At 63.7% G+C, this 16743-nt stretch carries 10 protein-coding genes; 7 read left to right on the top strand and 3 right to left on the bottom strand.

Annotation, left to right across the window (positions count from 1 at the left end):
* Nucleotides 1-366 precede the first annotated feature (366 nt).
* The 3 genes from KIH81_RS06310 to KIH81_RS06300 all read left to right on the top strand — a co-directional run bounded on the left by KIH81_RS06310 (nt 367) and on the right by KIH81_RS06300 (nt 5180).
* Nucleotides 367-1962, top strand: coding sequence for an MFS transporter (locus tag KIH81_RS06310; RefSeq protein ID WP_214304586.1), 1596 nt, complete (start codon nt 367-369; stop codon nt 1960-1962).
* 317 nt (nt 1963-2279) lie between these two features.
* Nucleotides 2280-3839 (top strand): MFS transporter, encoded by a 1560-nt coding sequence (locus KIH81_RS06305; protein WP_214304585.1) that lies wholly within the window; start codon nt 2280-2282, stop codon nt 3837-3839.
* Nucleotides 3840-4175: 336 nt separating this feature from the next.
* Nucleotides 4176-5180 carry a LacI family DNA-binding transcriptional regulator gene (locus KIH81_RS06300; RefSeq protein ID WP_214304584.1) on the top strand — a complete coding sequence of 335 codons (1005 nt, stop codon included), beginning with the start codon at nt 4176-4178 and terminating at the stop codon, nt 5178-5180.
* Nucleotides 5181-5758: 578 nt separating this feature from the next.
* On the opposite strand, the gene KIH81_RS06295 is transcribed toward KIH81_RS06300, so the two are convergent.
* Entirely contained in the window at nt 5759-8512 is a 2754-nt protein-coding gene (locus KIH81_RS06295) for a phosphoenolpyruvate carboxylase (RefSeq protein ID WP_214304583.1), read from the bottom strand.
* Between the two features lie 201 nt (nt 8513-8713).
* On the opposite strand from KIH81_RS06295, the gene KIH81_RS06290 reads away from it, so the two are divergent.
* The 3 genes from KIH81_RS06290 (at nt 8714) to KIH81_RS06280 (ending at nt 14157) form a co-directional block, all read left to right on the top strand.
* Nucleotides 8714-10651 (top strand): threonine/serine exporter family protein, encoded by a 1938-nt coding sequence (locus KIH81_RS06290; protein WP_214304582.1) that lies wholly within the window; start codon nt 8714-8716, stop codon nt 10649-10651.
* A 284-nt stretch (nt 10652-10935) separates the two neighbouring features.
* Nucleotides 10936-12576 (top strand): sodium/proline symporter, encoded by a 1641-nt coding sequence (locus tag KIH81_RS06285; RefSeq protein WP_214304581.1) that lies wholly within the window; start codon nt 10936-10938, stop codon nt 12574-12576.
* A 36-nt stretch (nt 12577-12612) separates the two neighbouring features.
* A complete protein-coding gene (locus KIH81_RS06280; protein ID WP_214304628.1) occupies nt 12613-14157 on the top strand; it encodes an amidohydrolase in 1545 nt (514 codons plus the stop codon).
* A gap of 116 nt (nt 14158-14273) precedes the next feature.
* Here the strand turns inward: KIH81_RS06280 and trpS are convergent, their stop codons facing one another.
* A complete protein-coding gene (trpS, locus tag KIH81_RS06275; protein WP_214304580.1) occupies nt 14274-15365 on the bottom strand; it encodes a tryptophan--tRNA ligase in 1092 nt (363 codons plus the stop codon).
* Nucleotides 15366-15498: 133 nt separating this feature from the next.
* On the opposite strand from trpS, the gene KIH81_RS06270 reads away from it, so the two are divergent.
* A complete protein-coding gene (locus KIH81_RS06270) occupies nt 15499-15891 on the top strand; it encodes a DUF3073 domain-containing protein (RefSeq protein ID WP_214304579.1) in 393 nt (130 codons plus the stop codon).
* A 105-nt stretch (nt 15892-15996) separates the two neighbouring features.
* Here KIH81_RS06270 and KIH81_RS06265 read toward each other — a convergent pair whose 3' ends face one another.
* Nucleotides 15997-16467, bottom strand: coding sequence for a sterol carrier family protein (locus KIH81_RS06265; protein WP_214304578.1), 471 nt, complete (start codon nt 16465-16467; stop codon nt 15997-15999).
* Between the last annotated feature and the right edge of the window lie 276 nt (nt 16468-16743).

Genomic DNA, 16743 nt, shown 5'->3' with positions numbered 1-16743 from the left:
ACCTCCGTGGCTTTTGATGATGTGGGGTTGTGTGGTGGGGTGCGACTGTTGGGCATTCCCGACGTCGGGAATGCGGTTGCCCCGCCTCTCTCGTTGTTCGGGAGGCCGGGGCGGTTCGTCCTTGACGATGACCAGCATAGCATCTCAACGATGAGATTGCGAATAATGCTTGTTTTTACGGGGATTCAAAACGCCGTATATGGCGCGTAAATCTTAACGATGATAGAGTTCTGAATCAGAACGAACGAACGGCGTGTCGCGACGACGCTGACAGGCCGTGAACCATCATCATGAGATATGCCGTCGGACGGGCGTGCTGCCGCGCGTCTCCGGCATCGGCCGGCGCAGGCCGAGGAAAGGACGAAGATGTCACAAGGGAACGGCAACCGAATCAAGCGCGCCAACGTGGCGTCCGAGGCGGTGGATGCCGCCCTGTCGTGGAAGGCCAAGCTCGGGTACGCCACCTTCTCCCTGTCCTACGTCATGCAGACCATGATCGTGACATGGCAGATGTTCTACTTCACCACGTTCCTGAACGTGTCGATGGCCGTCACCGCGGTGCTCATCGCCACCGGCAAGATCGTGGCCTCGGTCATCGGCCCGGTCTGGGGCTACATCTCCGACCGCATGTACCGCAACGCGCTCGGCCGCCGCTTCGGCCGCCGCCGCTCCATCCTGATCTTCGCGATTCCCGCGAACTTCGTCTTCTACCTGCTGCTGTGGATCCCGAACCTGCCGATCGCCGTCTACTTCTTTGCGAACCTGCTGTACTGGGCGTTCTTCGCAGGCATCACCACCGTGCAGTACGGCCTGCCCAGCGAGATGACCGAGAACCCCACGCAGCGCGCGCAGCTGGTCGGCGTCAACCAGATCGCCGGCGCCATCGGTGGCACTTTCCTCTCGGTGCTCAACGTCTACCTGTTCACCATCTGGGGCAAGGACAACTGGGAGTCGTACTTCAACATGGCGCTGCTGTACGGCATCATGGGCACCGCAGTGCTCATGCTCGGCTTCCTGTCGATCCAGGAGCGCCCGTTCAGCGCATCCACCGACGTCTCGGATGCGGACGCGGAGGAGTCCGGCGGCACCGGTGCGCGCGTCGGTGCGGGCAGGCGGCTCGTCTCGGTGGTGTGGAACTTCCTCTCGGTGTTGAAGGTCAGGGAATTCCGCAACTATCTCGGCCTGTACCTTTCGGAGGAGATGTTCCGCACGGTGCGCGGCACGCTCAACACGTATTTCGTGATCTTCGTGCTGCTGCTCGACCCGCAGACCGTCTCGCTGGCCACCGGCGTCAACCTGCTGTTCGGCATCGCGTGCGTCGGCTTCTTCATGTGGATCACCGCGAAGATCGGAGGCCCGCGCGCCTATCGCCTGGGCGGCATCGAGGTGATCTTCGTGTTCCTGGCGATGTTCATGCTGGCGATGGCCGCGAGTCACATACCGACCGGCACCCGCGCCGTGCTGTACATCGGCCTCGGCCTGTTCATGAACTTCGGCATCACCGGCGTGGTGAACGCCACGCAGTACACGTACACGTTCATTCCGGACGTGGATGAGATCATCACCTCGAAACGCCGCGAGGGCCAGTACGCTGCCATCAATTCGACCATCGACGACATCTTCTCCTCCGCCGAGACCATCGTGATCGGCCTGGTGCTGGAGGCGACCGGGTTCGTGGAGGGTGCGCAGTCGCAGCCGCCGCAGACCGTGCTCGCGTTGGCGTGCCTGTTCTCGTTCGTGCCGATCGTGATATGCATCGTGGGCATCGTCTTCACGTTCCGTCTGAGGCTCAACCGCGAGAACCACGAGCTGCTGCTCGCCGAGATAGACCGTCTGCGTTCCGGCGGTTCCATGGACGACGTGACGCCCGAGACGCGCACGCTGGTCGAAAGCCTCACCGGCATGCCCTATGAGCGCTGCTGGGGCCACAACAACGTCATCAACGTGAGTCATAAGGGCTGATTGCGCCATGGCTCCCCTCAAGGAGGGGAGCCTATTTTTATGCCGCTTCGAGCCTGATTTATCAGGCAAAACCGCCCTCCTTGTCCCTCTACGACACGCCCGAATCGCAAAATAATCTCATCGATGAGATTTGTGATATGGTTAGTTTCGCAAACATCAAGAAATGAAATCGAGCCCAGAAATCTCAACGATAAGGTTTCTGGGTAGGCGAATCGGACACCGGACGCAGCAGTCCGGCAATCCCAAGCAGCTCCAAGGTCTATGGCCCTGCGCCGTAGTTCGTCGCGTCGGTTTCAAAGGAGAACAGGAGAAATCCAATGTCCAACTCGGCATCGTCCGCAGCGGGCCGCAAGCTCTCTTGGGTGACGAAGCTCACCTACGCGCTGCTGCCGCTGTCCTTCACCATGACCACCATGGTGATGACCTGGCAGATAATCTACTACACCCAGCCGCTCGCCATCTCCATCGGCATCGTCACCACGATGCTCGCCGTCGGCAAGGCCATCGGCGGCTTCATCACTCCGGTCTGGGGCTACATTTCCGATCGTATGTACTCCACCTCGTTCGGCCGCAAGGTCGGACGTCGTAAGGGCACGCTGCTCATCGCCGCACCGCTGAACCTCATCTTCTACGTGCTGCTGTGGGTCCCGAACATGCCGGTGTGGTTCTACCTGCTCATCAACGTCATCTACTACGGCGTGTACCCGGGCATCAACACCGTGGTCTACTCGCTGCCCTCCGAGATGACCGATGATTCCAAGGATCGCGCCCAGCTCGTGGCCGTCCAGCAGATCGGTGGCGGCGTCGGCGGCTTCGCGTTGTCCATGTTCAACGCCTACCTGTTCAAGATCTGGGGTGCCGACAGCTGGCAGCCGTACTTCAAGATCGCCATGATCTACGCCGTGCTCGGCACCGTCCTGCTCGTGATCGGCGCCCTGTGCATCAAGGAACGTCCGTACGACGAGACCACCGATATCTCCTCCGCCGACAAGGGCGACGCCGAGAAGGTCGGCTTCTTCGGCCGCCTGGTCTCCGTGTTCTGGAACTTCCTGTCCGTGCTGCGCATCAAGACCTTCCGCAACTACCTCGGCATCTTCCTGTCCCAGATGACCTTCCGTACCGTCCGTGGCCAGATCAACGCCTACTTCATCATGTTCGTGCTGCTCCTGACCCCGGCCGAGGTCTCCCTCTCCACCGGCTTCAGCTTCCTGTTCGGCATGGTCTGCGTGGTCATCTGGGCCACGATCATCACCAAGATCGGCGGCATGCGCGCCTACCGTCTGGGCTCCTGGTTCACCATCATCCTGTTCATCGGCATCTTCATCCTGGGTCTGACCCACGGCTCCATGCCGAAGGCCACCGTCACCCTGGTGTTCACCGTTCTGATCACCCTGTTCACGCTCGGCAACTCCGGCATCGTGAACGCCCAGACCTACGTGCAGTCCTTCGTCCCGGACGTCGACGAGCTCGTCACCGGCAAGCGTCGTGAGGGCCAGTACGCCGGCATCCAGTCCACCCTTGAGGTCATCGTCAACACCGTGGTGACCATCCTCGTGGGCGTCATCCTGCAGGCCGTCGGCTTCCAGTCCGGTGCCGACGTCAAGACCCAGTCCCCGCTCGTGGTCAACGTGCTGCTCTACATGTACTGCGGCACCGTGGTCGTGCTCGCTCTCGTCGGCATCCTGCTGACCTACCGCATGCACCTCAACGAGAAGACCCACGACATCCTCGTCGGCGAGTCCGCCCGCCTGCGCAACGGCGGCTCCATGGCCGACGTCACCGACGAGACCCGCAAGGTCGTCGAGGACCTGGCCGGCATGCCGTACGAGCAGTGCTGGGGCCACAACAACGTGATCAACGCTTCCCACAAGGGCTGAGAGGTGATCGACTGACACAAACCAACATCGATTAACTGAACAGCTGACACCAACGTGCCGCAGGTCGGGCCAACAATCGACCAACCTCCCCGATCTGCGGCGCAACTCCTTTCCTTTTTTCTTTCTCTCTTTCGCTGCTTGGGGCGGGAATCCGATTCATGGATTCCCGCCCTTCGCAATAGTTGCGGGACCGCGACCGTTCGCCTCCATGGGCGGCGCGTCGGCGGAACCGGCGGACTGTATAATTCTCATCGTTAAGTATGGCGGATTCCCAAGTATGGGCCGCCCCTCGACATCGCATGAATCGCATATCACCAGCAGGGAGCGTGATATTCCATGGTGACGCTGAAGGACGTGGGCGAGCTCGCCGGCGTGACCGCCACCACCGCCTCGGCCGCGCTGCGCGGCAAGGACTACGTCAAGCCGGAGACCATGCAGCGCGTGCGCGACGCTGCCAAGAAGCTCGGATACAAGACCAATCTGTCCGGCAGATCGCTGAGGTCCGGCCGCAGCGACACCATCACCTTCCTCACCTCCGGCATCGAGGGCGACTACTTCTCGCACCTGGCCATGGCGGTCGCCGAGGAGGTGCACAAGCGCGGCTCGCACATGCTCATCGAGCTCTCGCGCTACCTGACCGACGACAACGACCTGTCCTATACGTTCTCCGACGGCATCATCGCCATCAACGCGCCGCGTGCGGTGGACATCCTGCGCCAGCACCCCTCGGTCATGCTGGAGAACTACGATGCCAGCCTGCCCATCGACACGGTGAACGCGCCCAGTGCCGAAGGCTCGCGCGCGGCGATTCGGCACCTGCTGGAGCGCGGCTGCACTCGCATCGGCATCGTGGGTGACAACCGCGATCCAAACAACCCGAACATCATCCCCGGTTCGCGCGATATCCGCATGCAGGCGGCCGCCACCGAAATCCGCACGGCCGGACTCGACTTCGACGACAAGCGAGACTTCATCCGCTGCGCATGGTCCATCGACGGCGGTATCGAGGCCGGCCGCGCGCTGGCCAAGAAATGGCGTAGAGCCAAGAAATACGACGGTTTCTACTGCCTCAACGACGGCATCGCCATCGGCCTGCTGCGAGGCCTTGCGGACGGTGGCGTACATGTGCCCGAGGATGTGCTGGTCATCGGTTTCGACGGCCTGAGCCAGGGCGCTTACACCGTGCCGACACTGACCACCGTGGCCACCGACTTCAAGGGCATGGCGAACACCGCCCTGACGCTGCTCATGCGGCGCATCGAGCACCCGGACGAGCAGTATTACCCCCAAACCGTGAGTGTGGGGTACAAGCTCATCGAGCGCGAATCGACCGCGCGGTAGTTTTCGACGGCTCAGCGGCGGTTTTGTGCTAGAAGAGCGTCGCTCCTAGCACAAAACCGCCTCAAAATGCCTGTTTAGTGATCGTTTCATGCTAGGAAGACGATGGTTCTAGCGGCAAACGATCTCAAATTGGCCTTATAGCGGTCGTTTCATGTCAGAAGGACAATACTTCTAGCACGAAACGACCGCTGAATGGGCATTTAGAGGTCTTTTGATGCTAGAAGCATTGTCCTTCTAGTACGAAAGGGACGCTAATTACCTTCTTGGCGGTCGTTTCGTGCCAGAAGATAGGCTTTTCTAGCGCGAAAAGACCGCTGATCAGTTTTCGGGTGCTTTTGAAGGCAATGCCGGTTGAACCGAATGAGCCCTGTTGCGCGGATGCCGAACATCATCGCGCAACAGGGCTCATTTGTCTTGAGAAAAAGGAACCCCGCTAGGCCGCGGGGTACTGTGCTGCGATGGTTTTTGCGTGCGCAAAGCTACTACGCAAAAACCATCGCTACGTTTTGGTCCGGTGAAGTCCACTGGACTTCACCGGCGGCGTTACGCGGCGCGAGCCGCGAACGCCGACCAAAACGTCAGCCCGTGTTCTGCAGGCCGGCGGCGACGCCCGAAACGGTGCAGAGGATGAGGTAGATGAACCCGGCCTGCTGGCTCTGGCTGAGTTCTTCCTTGTCCACCTTCTTGCGCAGCGACTTGAGGGCGAGCACCTGGGTGAGCGACAGCGCGTCCACGTATGGCGAGCGGATGCGGATGGCCTGGCCGAGCACGTGACGGTGCTGCAGCGGCCACTTGTCGCCGACGATGTCGAGCACCCACTTGCGGGTGAGCTCCATCTCGCTCAGCACCTTCTCGTTGAGATCCTCACGGTCGCCCAGGGCGAGGTACATCTTGGCGATGCGCTCGTCCGTCTTGGCGATGGACATCTCAATGTTGTCGATGAAGGTGGAGAACAGCGGCCATTCCTCATACGCCTCGCGCAGGGTCTTGAGGTCGCCGAACTTCTCGCACGCCGTGCCCAGGCCGTACCAGGCGGCCAGGTTGATGCGTGCCTGAGCCCAGGAGAAGATCCACGGGATCGTGCGCAGGTCGTCCAGGGACTTGGCGCCCAGACCGCGCTTGGCCGGGCGGGAGCCGATCGGCAGCAGACCGATCTCGGTCAGCGGCGTCACGGTGGAGAACCACTGGGCGAAGTCCGGCGTGTGCAGCAGGTCGAGGAAGCGCTCGTGAGCGGCCTCGTCCAGCGCGTGCGCCATGCCGGCGTACTTCTCGGTCATCTCGGTGTTGGTCTTCTCCACGCTCGGAGCGGACTGCAGCAGGGTCGCCGCGGCCACGGATTCCACGTGGCGGATGGCGAGCACCGGGTTGCCGTAGCGGGCGAAGATGACCTCGCCCTGCTCGGTGAGCTTGAAGCGGCACTTGACGGAACCGACCGGCTGGGCGAGCACCGCACGGTTGGCCGGGCCGCCGCCACGACCGACGGCGCCGCCGCGGCCATGGAACAGGGTCAGGTCGATGTTGTGCGATTCGGCCCACTTGGCGATGCGCTCCTGGGCGGAGTGCAGGGCCAGCGTGGCGGAGGTCGGACCGGCGTCCTTCGAGGAGTCGGAGTAGCCGAGCATGACCTCGAGCTTGTTGCCGGTGGCCTTCAGTCGAGCCTGGACCTCGGGGATCTTGATCATTTCCTCGAGCACGTCCACCGAGTTCTGCAGATCCTCAAGCTGCTCGAACAGCGGGATCACGTCGATGACCGGCACGTCCTCCGGATGGGCGAAGGCCAGACGGTTGAGCTCGTAGACGTCCTTGATGTTCTGGGCGCTCTTGGTGAAGGAGATGATGTAGCGGCGGGCGGCCTTCTGGCCGTTGCGCTTCTGGATGGAACCGAGGGCGCGGAAGGTGTCGAGCACCTCGTGGGTCATCGGCTGCAGTTCGCCGCGCTCGCCGTGCAGGCCGTGCTCGCGGATGTCCGCGAGGGCGCGGGAATGCACCACGGAGTGCTGGCGGAACTCCATCTCCACCATGTGGAAGCCGAAGGTCTCGGCCTGCCAGATGAGGTCCTGCAGCGGGCCGTAGGCGGAACGCTTGGCGCCCGCGTCGGCCAGGGACTTCTGCACGGTCTTCAGATCGGCGATGAAGTCGTCGCAGGTGTGGTACATCAGGTCGGCGTCACGCTCGATGGTGTAGTGCAGGCGATCGGCGATCACCAGCATCACGGCACGGTGCAGCTCCTTGGTGGAGATCAGGGCGGCCTTGTCGGTCAGTCGCTCGCTCATCTCCTTCTGGTGGCTCCACAGCACCTTGAGATCGGCGCTCGGCGGCGTGGTCTCGGCCTCCATCGTGAGGTTGCGGCCCACGGTGCGCGTGGCCTCCTCAAGGGCGGCCAGCACGTGGTCGGAGAACTTGCGCGCCACCTGACGGCTCACCTTGGCGGTGACGTTCGGGTTGCCGTCGCGGTCGGAGCCGATCCAGCTGCCCGGATGGAAGAACGCGGGGCAGACGGGCTCGACCAGACCGGCCTTGTCGCCCAGGACCCAGTCGTCGAAGCGACGGTAGACCTGGGGGATGGTGTGAAAGAGCGTGTTGTCGAAGATATCGAGAATCGTGTCCGCTTCCTCGACCGGGGTCGGCTTCTTCAGCGCGATCGGGGAGGTGCGGAACAGGGCGTCGATCTCGTTGTAGAGACGACGGCAGTTCTCCTTGCGATCCGAGCCGCCCAGGCTGTTGTGCACGGTGAGCAGTTCGGAGATGCGACGGATCTTGCCCTCCACGGCCTTACGACGGGCCTCGGTGGGGTGGGCGGTGAAGACGGGGTGGAACTCCAGGCGATCGAGCAGTTCCTTAGCCTTGGCCGGACCCATCTCGTTGATGAGCTGGTGGTAGGCCACGGTGAGCTCGTTGATCGGATCAACGGCGCTGTCCTCGGTCACCTCGTTCTCGCGCTGGTGAAGGACGGAAACGCGGTAGTTCTCCTCGGACAGGTTCGCCAGATGGAAGTAGGTGGCGAACGCGCGGGCGAGCAGCTGGGCGTCGTGCAGGGTCATGTTGTCGATGACCTCGACGGCGGCCTTCAGCCCGTCATGTCCGGGGTTCGGGTCCGTCATGCCGCCGAAGTGCTCGGCGCTGGCCTCCACCGCGTAGTTGCGCACGGTGTCGAACGTGGAGAGCAGTTCGGGGTTGTATTCGCCCAGCACGTCGCGCAGGATCCGCAGGCACAGATCCATGTCGTACTTGAGCTTTGCGGGAAGATCATGCTCCTCCGGGCCCTTTCGTCCGGTCCCGGTGGTGACGATGGCAGCGTCAGCCGGAGTGATCTGTTCTTCGGATGTTGCCATATAACCTCCTTTGCTGAATATCAGGTTGCTCGGTCTGCCGGTCGCCCGCGGCTCCTCCGCGGTTGTTGAGGCCGGTCGTTGCGAGCCCACAGCCTGTATTCAACGTGGTTGTTTACGCGCTACAGTGTATCGCCGCCCAATCACCACTTACGTTACGAAGTCCATTTTTCGCCGTTTTCCGGTCGATTGCGCGCGGTAGTAATGGAGAACGTGAGTGAGAGCCAACATCAAGAGGACCATAAGGAGCACGGCGCCATCGCCGTCTCGCACTTCCATACCCACTCCATTCCGCTGGACATGGAGGATATCGAGCGCGACTGGGACAAGCCCATCGCCGAGGCCGGCATCGCGGCCAAAGCCAGCGTGATCGTGCGCGTCGGCCTGCTGGACCTGTCCGCCGGCACCGGATCGTTCCGCGTGCGCGAGATGATGCACCGCATCGCCTACCCGCTCGGCGTGCACGTGCGCGCCGACGTGAACCTCACGGACATCGAGGCGGCCTGCACGGACGGCAAGGACCGTATCACCGAGGTCATCGATCTGCCGAGCACCGGCGTCAACACCGAACGCATCTGGCTGCTGGAGCACTTCGCCGACTGGTTCTCCGTGAACCTGGGCGAGGAGTCGATGTACCACGTGCAGCCCGAGGTCTCCCAGGGCCTGATGCAGCACCTCGACGCGAAGGACGCCTCGCAGGTCTCCGCCGACCTCTCCAAGCAGCTGCGCAAGGAGGAAAAGGAGGAGAAAGCCTCCTCCCGCCCTGGGCAGGACGCCGTGCTCGACGCCCTTGAGGACGCGAGCCGCCACGTCGATCCCGGCGACCCGCGCGCCCACCAGCTGCATGTGCACGAGACCGATTGGTCGCAGTCCGCGATGGCCCAGTCGCTCGCAGCCCGCGCCGCCGACGAGCAGGTCCGCGAGGCCGAACAGGCGGCGGAACAGTCGGCCGAGACGCGGCGCACACCGGCTTCGAACGCGATGGAATCGGACTTCCCCGACCACACCGCCGAATCCTCCGACAAGCCGTCGCGCCTTCGCGGCGCCAAGGCGACGAAGGCCACCAAGGCCGCAAACCGCAAGCCGCCGAAGGAGTACGCCGAGCACTTCGACCATCTCGACAACGCCTCCGGCGCGAATGGCAACGGAGGCCGCGGCATCACCGTGCGACAGGCCCATCAGCGCCTCGACATGATCGAGCACCGCAAGCCCCTGTACTCGCCGGCCTTCGCGGGCCTGGCCTCCGCCATCGCCTGCGCATCCTTCGTGTTCCTGCTCGGCGGCGGTCCGTACGACATGGTCGGTGCGTTCGTGGGCGCCGGCCTCGGCCACTGGCTGCGCCGTCTTCTGTTCAAGCGGCATCTCAACCAGTTCTTCGTCACCTTCGTGTGCGTCGCCCTGGCGGCGCTCGCCTGCACCGGCACGCTGCGACTCATCGGCCTGTTCGATCCGATAGCCCTGCAACACGACACCGCCTACATCGGCGCCATGCTGTTCGTCATCCCCGGCTTCCCGCTCATCACCAGCGGCCTGGACATGGCCAAGATCGACTTCCCGTCCGGCATCCAGCGATTGGCGTACTTCCTGTGCATCGTGCTCATGGCCACGCTCGCCGGCTGGATGGTGGCCTCGATCGTGCACCTCAACCCCACCGGATTCGAGCCGCTCGGCCTCAACGTGTGGGTGAACGGCGCGCTGCGCTTCGTGTTCGCATTCCTCGGGGTCTGGGGCTTCTCCATCATGTTCAACTCGCCGCAGCGCATGTGCCTCGTCGCCGCGACCATCGGCGCCATCACCGATACGCTGCGACTCGAGATCGTCGACCACGGCGTGCCCGCCGAGGCCGGCGCGTTCATCGGCGCGCTGCTCGCGGGCCTGCTTGCCACCGCATGGCGTTCGTCCGTGCGCAAGGGCTGGCTCGCGCCGCACTTCGGCTACCCGCGCATCTGCCTGACCGTGCCGTCCATCGTGATCATGGTGCCCGGCCTGTATATGTACCAGGCCATGTTCCACCTGGGGTCGTTCGATACGCTGACCGCGCTCGACTGGGCGTTCAAGGCGTTCATGGTCATCATCTGCCTGCCGATCGGCCTGGCCATGGCCCGCGTGATCACGGACAAGTCCTGGCGCTACGACATCTGACGTTGCGTGTGGCGTCGCTTCCGGCGCCACACCGCGCCTCCGTGTCGCACAGCCACACTCTGAGACATAATCGTTCCATTTGCGCCGCTTTGTCCTTGCGTTCCGGAAAGGTCGGCCACAAAGGAAGATTTCTGAAGGCTCTTCGATCGGGTCATGACGGCGGTTATCCCCGTGACCTGTCCCCCTGACTACCTGCAGTCAGCCGACACTGCACTGACGGTTCCCGTACAAAGGAATCCAAAGCGCGACGGGCGGAGCCATCCCATTGACGTAAGGCGGTTAGCGTGGCGAACGATTTCTGGATTCTGCTGGCCATGGTCATCTACTTCGCGGCCATGCTGTCCATCGGATTCGTGTATTCCAAGCGGTCCAACTCCTCCTCCAAGGAGTACTTCGCGGGTGGCCGCGGCGTGGGACCGTGGCTCACCGCCCTGTCCGCCGAGGCCTCGGACATGTCCGGCTGGCTGCTCATGGGCCTGCCCGGCCTGGCATACTTCACCGGTGCCGCCGACCCGATGTGGACCGCGCTGGGCCTGGCCATCGGCACCTACCTCAACTGGAAGATCGTGGCCCGGCGCCTGCGCCGCTACTCGGTGGTGGCCGGCGACTCCATCACCATCCCGGACTTCTTCGCCAAGCGCTTCCATGACACCAAGGGCGTGATCTCCACCATCGCCGCCATCATCATCCTCGTGTTCTTCAGCGTGTACGTGGGCAGCTGCTTCGTGACCGTGGGCAAGCTGTTCGCCGCGCTCTTCGGCTTCGACTACCACCTCATGATGATCCTCGGCGCGTTGGTGGTGTTCGTCTACACCGTGGTGGGCGGCTACCTGTCCGTGGTCATGACCGACTTCATCCAGGGCCTGCTCATGTTCTTCGCGCTCGCCGTGGTGTTCATCGGCACCGTGGCCAATGCGGGCGGCGTCGGCAACACCGTGGCCTTCCTCCAGTCCATCCCCGGATACCTGTCCGGCACGCAGGTGGCCTCCCCGCAGCTCGACCCGGAAACCGGACGACAGCTGGTCGAGGCCGGCCGTGCGGTGTTCGGCGAGCCGTCCGAGTACGGCATCATCACCATCGTCTCCATGCTCGCGTGGGGTCTGGGCTACTTCGGCATGCCGCAGGTGCTCGTGCGCTTCCTCTCCATCCGCAGCGTGGAGGAGGTGCGCAAGTCCCGCATCATCGCCACCCTGTGGTGCGTGCTCTCGCTGGCCAGCGCCGTGTGCATCGGTCTGGTGGGCCGCGCCATGATGCCCACCGAGCTGCTGACCGCCACGGACGCCGAAACCATCTTCATCGTGCTGGCCCAGACCCTGCTGCCGAGCTTCATGTGCGGCGTGGTGGTCTCCGGCATCTTCGCCGCCTCGATGAGCTCCAGCTCCTCGTACATGATCATCGGCGCCTCCGCCATGGGCGAGAACATCTTCCGCGGCCTGTTCCACCGGAAGGCCACGGACCGCCAGGTCATGATCGTGGCCCGTGTGACCCTCGTGGTGATGTTCATCTTCGGCTGCCTCGTGGCCTACGACCAGAACTCCTCCATCTTCCAGGTGGTCTCCTACGCATGGGCCGGCCTGGGCGCCTCGTTCGGCCCGCTCATGCTGTGCGCGCTCTACTGGCGCCGCGCCAACAAGGCCGGCGCGGTGGCCGGCATGATCTCCGGCACGGCCACGGTGCTCATCTGGCACAACGTCATGAAGCCGCTGGGCGGCATCTTCGCCATCTACGAGCTGCTGCCGGCGTTCCTCATCTCGCTGCTGTTCATCGTGGTGGTCTCGCTGGTCACCGAGGCGCCGAACGAACGCATGCTCTACGAGTTCGACCACTACATGGACGATCCGCTGCCCGGCTCCCTGCCCTCCGGCTCCGTGCTGGTGGACGGGCCGATGGAGGCCATGGAGGCCGAGGTCCGCGGCGAGAAGTGAGCGCGGCGGGCCTTCCGTCGACTTGGCGGTGGCATGATGGCAGGTATGAATAGCTTGGTGCGCATTGCCAATGCCGGTGTCCCCGGCTCCGAAGCCCGTGTCGATATCGTCCTGAAGGACGGAAAGGTCGCGTCCGTCAGTCCGGCCGGTTCGGCTGATGAGAGGCCGTCTGTGCCGGTCGATGCATCGGCCGCCGAAACCACCATCGACGCCGACGGTCTCTGGGCCATTCCCGGCCTGTGGGATTGCCACACGCATTTCACGCAATGGTCCAAGACGCTGGGGCGATTGGACCTGATCAACGCCCGCTCGGCGTCCGAGGCGATGGACATGTTGCGTGCCCATCTCGATGAGCGCCGCGCCGCCGGCACGCTCGATCCCGACGCCTTCGTGGTGGGCATGCGATTCCGCCACTCCCTCTGGTCCGACGACGAACAGCCCACGCTCGCCGCCATCGACGCGGTGACCGGTGATCAGCCGGTGGCGCTCTCCAGCGCGGACATGCACTGCGGCTGGGTGAATTCCGCGGCGGCACGGCGATTGGGCGTGCATGTGGACGAACGCACCGGGCTTGTGGGCGAACTCGAATGGTTTGACGCCTACACCCAGTTCGACAAGGCGCCCGGCGCCGCCGAGGAGACCGACCGACTGCTGCGCGAGGCCGAGCGGGATGCGGTCGCCAAAGGCATCGTCGGCATCCGCGATTACGAGATGGCCGAGAACATCGACACCTGGATCGGCCGTTTCACGGCCGGCATCAACAAGCTGCGGGTGGACGCCGGCGTATATCCCGAACGCATGCAGGCCGCCATCGACGCCGGATGGCATACCGGCAAGACCCTCCCAGGCAGCAACGGATTGGGCCGCGTCGGCGCCATGAAACTTATTTCGGACGGCTCGCTCAACACGCGCTCCGCCTACTGCTCCACCCCGTACTCGGGCATCGAACCCGCCACCTACGGCACCCTGAGCTACACGCCGCAGCAGATCGAGCAGTACATGCGGCTCGCCACCGAGCACGGCTTTGACATCGCCTGCCACGCCATCGGTGACGAGGCGAACACCATCGTGCTGAATGCCGCGGAGGCCACCCATGCGCACGGCTCCATCGAGCACGCGCAGATGCTCAAGCCCGTGGACATCCCACGATTCGCCCAGCTGGGGCTTACGGCAAGCATCCAGCCGCAGCACGCGATGGACGACCGTGACGTCATCACCCGCTTCTGGGCCAATCCGGCCGGCATCCCCTACCCGTTCCGCGCGCTCCATGACGCGGGGGCGAAACTGCGCATGGGCTCGGACGCGCCCGTCGCCCCGCTCGATCCGTGGCTGGCCATCTCCGCCGCGGTCTTCGGCACGGAAAGCTCGGATCGCGAGCCGTTCCAGCCCGAGCAGTGCCTGCCGGTCGAGGTCGCGTTGGCCGCATCCACGGCAGTGGGCCGCGATCGCCTCGAAGCCGGCGATCCCGCGGACGTCGTGCTCCTGGACGCCGACCCATACGCCCAGGCCACGCCGGAGGCCATGCGCGCCATGCCCGCCCACGTCACGATGACGTTCGTGGCCGGCACCCGCGTCTACTGAGCCATACCAAAGGCCATACAAAAAGGCTGTGCGCCGCACCTCCAAAAGGGATGCGGCGCACAGCCTTGCACGTACTTACACGCCCGCCCGAACGACCGGGCGAAAACTCAGTACTCTCAGTACTTCATGCCCATGGCCTCGCGCACCTGGTCGAGGGTCTCCTCGGCGATGGCGTTGGCACGCTTGTTGCCGTCCTCCAGCACGTCGCGGATGTAATCCATATCCTTGGCCAGCTCGGCGCGGCGCTCGCGGTGCGGGGCCAGGAAGCTGTTCACGGACTCGATCACGTACGCCTTCAGGGCGCCGGCGCCGGCATCGCCGATCTCCTCGGCGATCTCCTTCGGATCGCGGCCGGTCACGAGGCCCGCGGTGGTCAGCAGCGCGGAGACCTGCGGGCGGGCGATCGGGTCGAACGTGATCTTGCGCTCGGAATCGGTCGGGCTCTTCTTGATGAGCTTGGCGGTCTCCTCGGCGGTGGCGCCCAGCATGATGGAGTTGCCGTAGGACTTGCTCATCTTGCGGCCGTCGAGGCCCGGGATCTCCGGGGCGTCGGACAGGATGGCGGCCGGCTCCGGGAACACCGGGTGCTTCTTGGCGTAACGCTCGTTGAAGCGGCGGGCGATGGTGCGCGTGATCTCGATGTGCGGCAGGTTGTCCTTGCCGATCGGCACCACGTTGGCCTTGCAGAAGAGGATGTCGCACGCCTGGTGCACCGGGTAGGTGAGCAGCAGGCCAGTCAGCGCGTGGCCGGAGGCCTCCATCTCGGACTTCACGGTCGGGTTGCGGTGCAGCTCGGCCTCGGTCACGAGGGAGAGGAACGGCAGCAGCAGCTGGTTTTCGGCCGGTACGGCGGAGTGCGCGTAGATCATGGTCTTCTTCGGATCGATGCCGGCGGCCATGTAATCCAGCACGAGGTTCAGCACGTTCTCCTGGATGTGCTCGGTGGTGTCGCGGTCGGTGATCACCTGATAGTCCGCGATGATGATATTGGAGTGCACGCCCTTGTTCTGCATGGCCACACGCTCCTTGATGGAGCCGAAATAGTGGCCCAGGTGCAGGCGGCCGGTCGGGCGATCGCCGGTGAGCATCGTGAACTTGCCCGGCTCGGCTTCGAGCTTGGCGAGCGTCTCATCCGAACGCTTCTTCGCGGCGAGGAAGCTCGCGCTCATCTCATTGCCAGCCGCTGTCAATTGCTGCTCATCGGTCATGCGAAATCCTTTGAAATAGCCTCAAATAAACGCTTTTTATGGTAAAAGTGTGAGCCGACAACGAACAAGCCGCAAACAAGTGGTACTCTCATAAGTTGATGAATCGAACAGCACAGTAATCGCAGGGGGTCGCATGGGCCGCGGACGTCAGAAAGCCAAGCAGCAGAAAATAGCCCGTAAGCTCAAGTATCTGACTACCGATACCGATTATGACGAGCTGGCCAAGGAACTGAGCGAGCAGGAGCCGGGAGTGGGGTCTCCCGATCCGTTCGCCGACATCGAAGCCAAGTATGCTCACGATGTGGACGCTGATCATGAGACGTCCGCTGCGGATGCCGTTTCCGAACCGGCCGCTTCGGTCGCGGACGATGATCTTGATGAATACGCCAAGTGGGCCGCCGAGGCCGCCGCGAAGGCGACCAGCGGCGAGTTCCCGAAGACCACGGCCAAGCCGGCCGCGCCGCACAAGCCCATCCCGATGCCGAAGCCGCGCCCGATTCCGAGCGCCCTCAAGCCGAAGCAGTGATCGGGCTTATCGATCGGCGTTTGACGGCGGTCATAGAGCCGTCGTTCTTCATGCTTTTCAGGCGTCCGCTTAATGCGGGCGCCTTTTTCATTGCGTGCGACTCCGTCAGACCAGCGGCAGCAGGTCGCTCAGGTCGTCGCGTTCGCCGACGGCGCTGATATGCCCGGCGTCCTTCTCTTCCGTCCAATCCGTGATGCCGCAGGCCAGCCTCAGCCAGACCTCCGGGTCCAGTTCGATGACGTCCGGCGGGGTGAGATTGTGCGGATCCGATTCCGGGCCGTCCAGAATCTTGACCGCGCCCCATGGCGCCACGCGCACCTCCACGCCCGGTCCGGGCGCGCGGCGCTCCAGCAGGAACAGCGAGTAGCGCACGGCCATCGCCCATACGTTGCGCGGCAGTTCGGGCCGGACGGCGAGGCGGGCGGCGCTACTGCTGCCGGAATCGCCGGAATCGGCGGAATCACTGATGGCGGCGCCGGTGCCGCCGACGGCGTTCGCCGCCTCCCGTGCGGCCTCGGCCCAACGCTTGAATGCCTCGCGGCCGCGAGGCAGGTCCCTTTCCAAAATCACAGCCATGCCCCCATCTTCGCACGATGGCGTGCACGGCGGCTCTTCGATGACGCCAACGTGGAGGATGTCTCGGATACCGGAATGTCGCGCGCCCGGGCGAGGGGCATTCCGCAGGCCGCGGGGCGCGCACTGCAAACGATGACATCGATGACATACGCGGAGATGCGCAAACTACGTAGGCGTGCTATGCTCTCAATGAGAACGTATGCATAACGCTCTTTTCCAATGCTGTTACGGAGAGTTCATGCCTGCGTTTATGTGGCGATACCTATCTCGCGGCAT

It is taken from the genome of Bifidobacterium miconisargentati (assembly GCF_019331675.1).
Taxonomy (GTDB): domain Bacteria; phylum Actinomycetota; class Actinomycetes; order Actinomycetales; family Bifidobacteriaceae; genus Bifidobacterium; species Bifidobacterium miconisargentati.
This window is presented reverse-complemented; position numbering and strand designations above follow the sequence as displayed.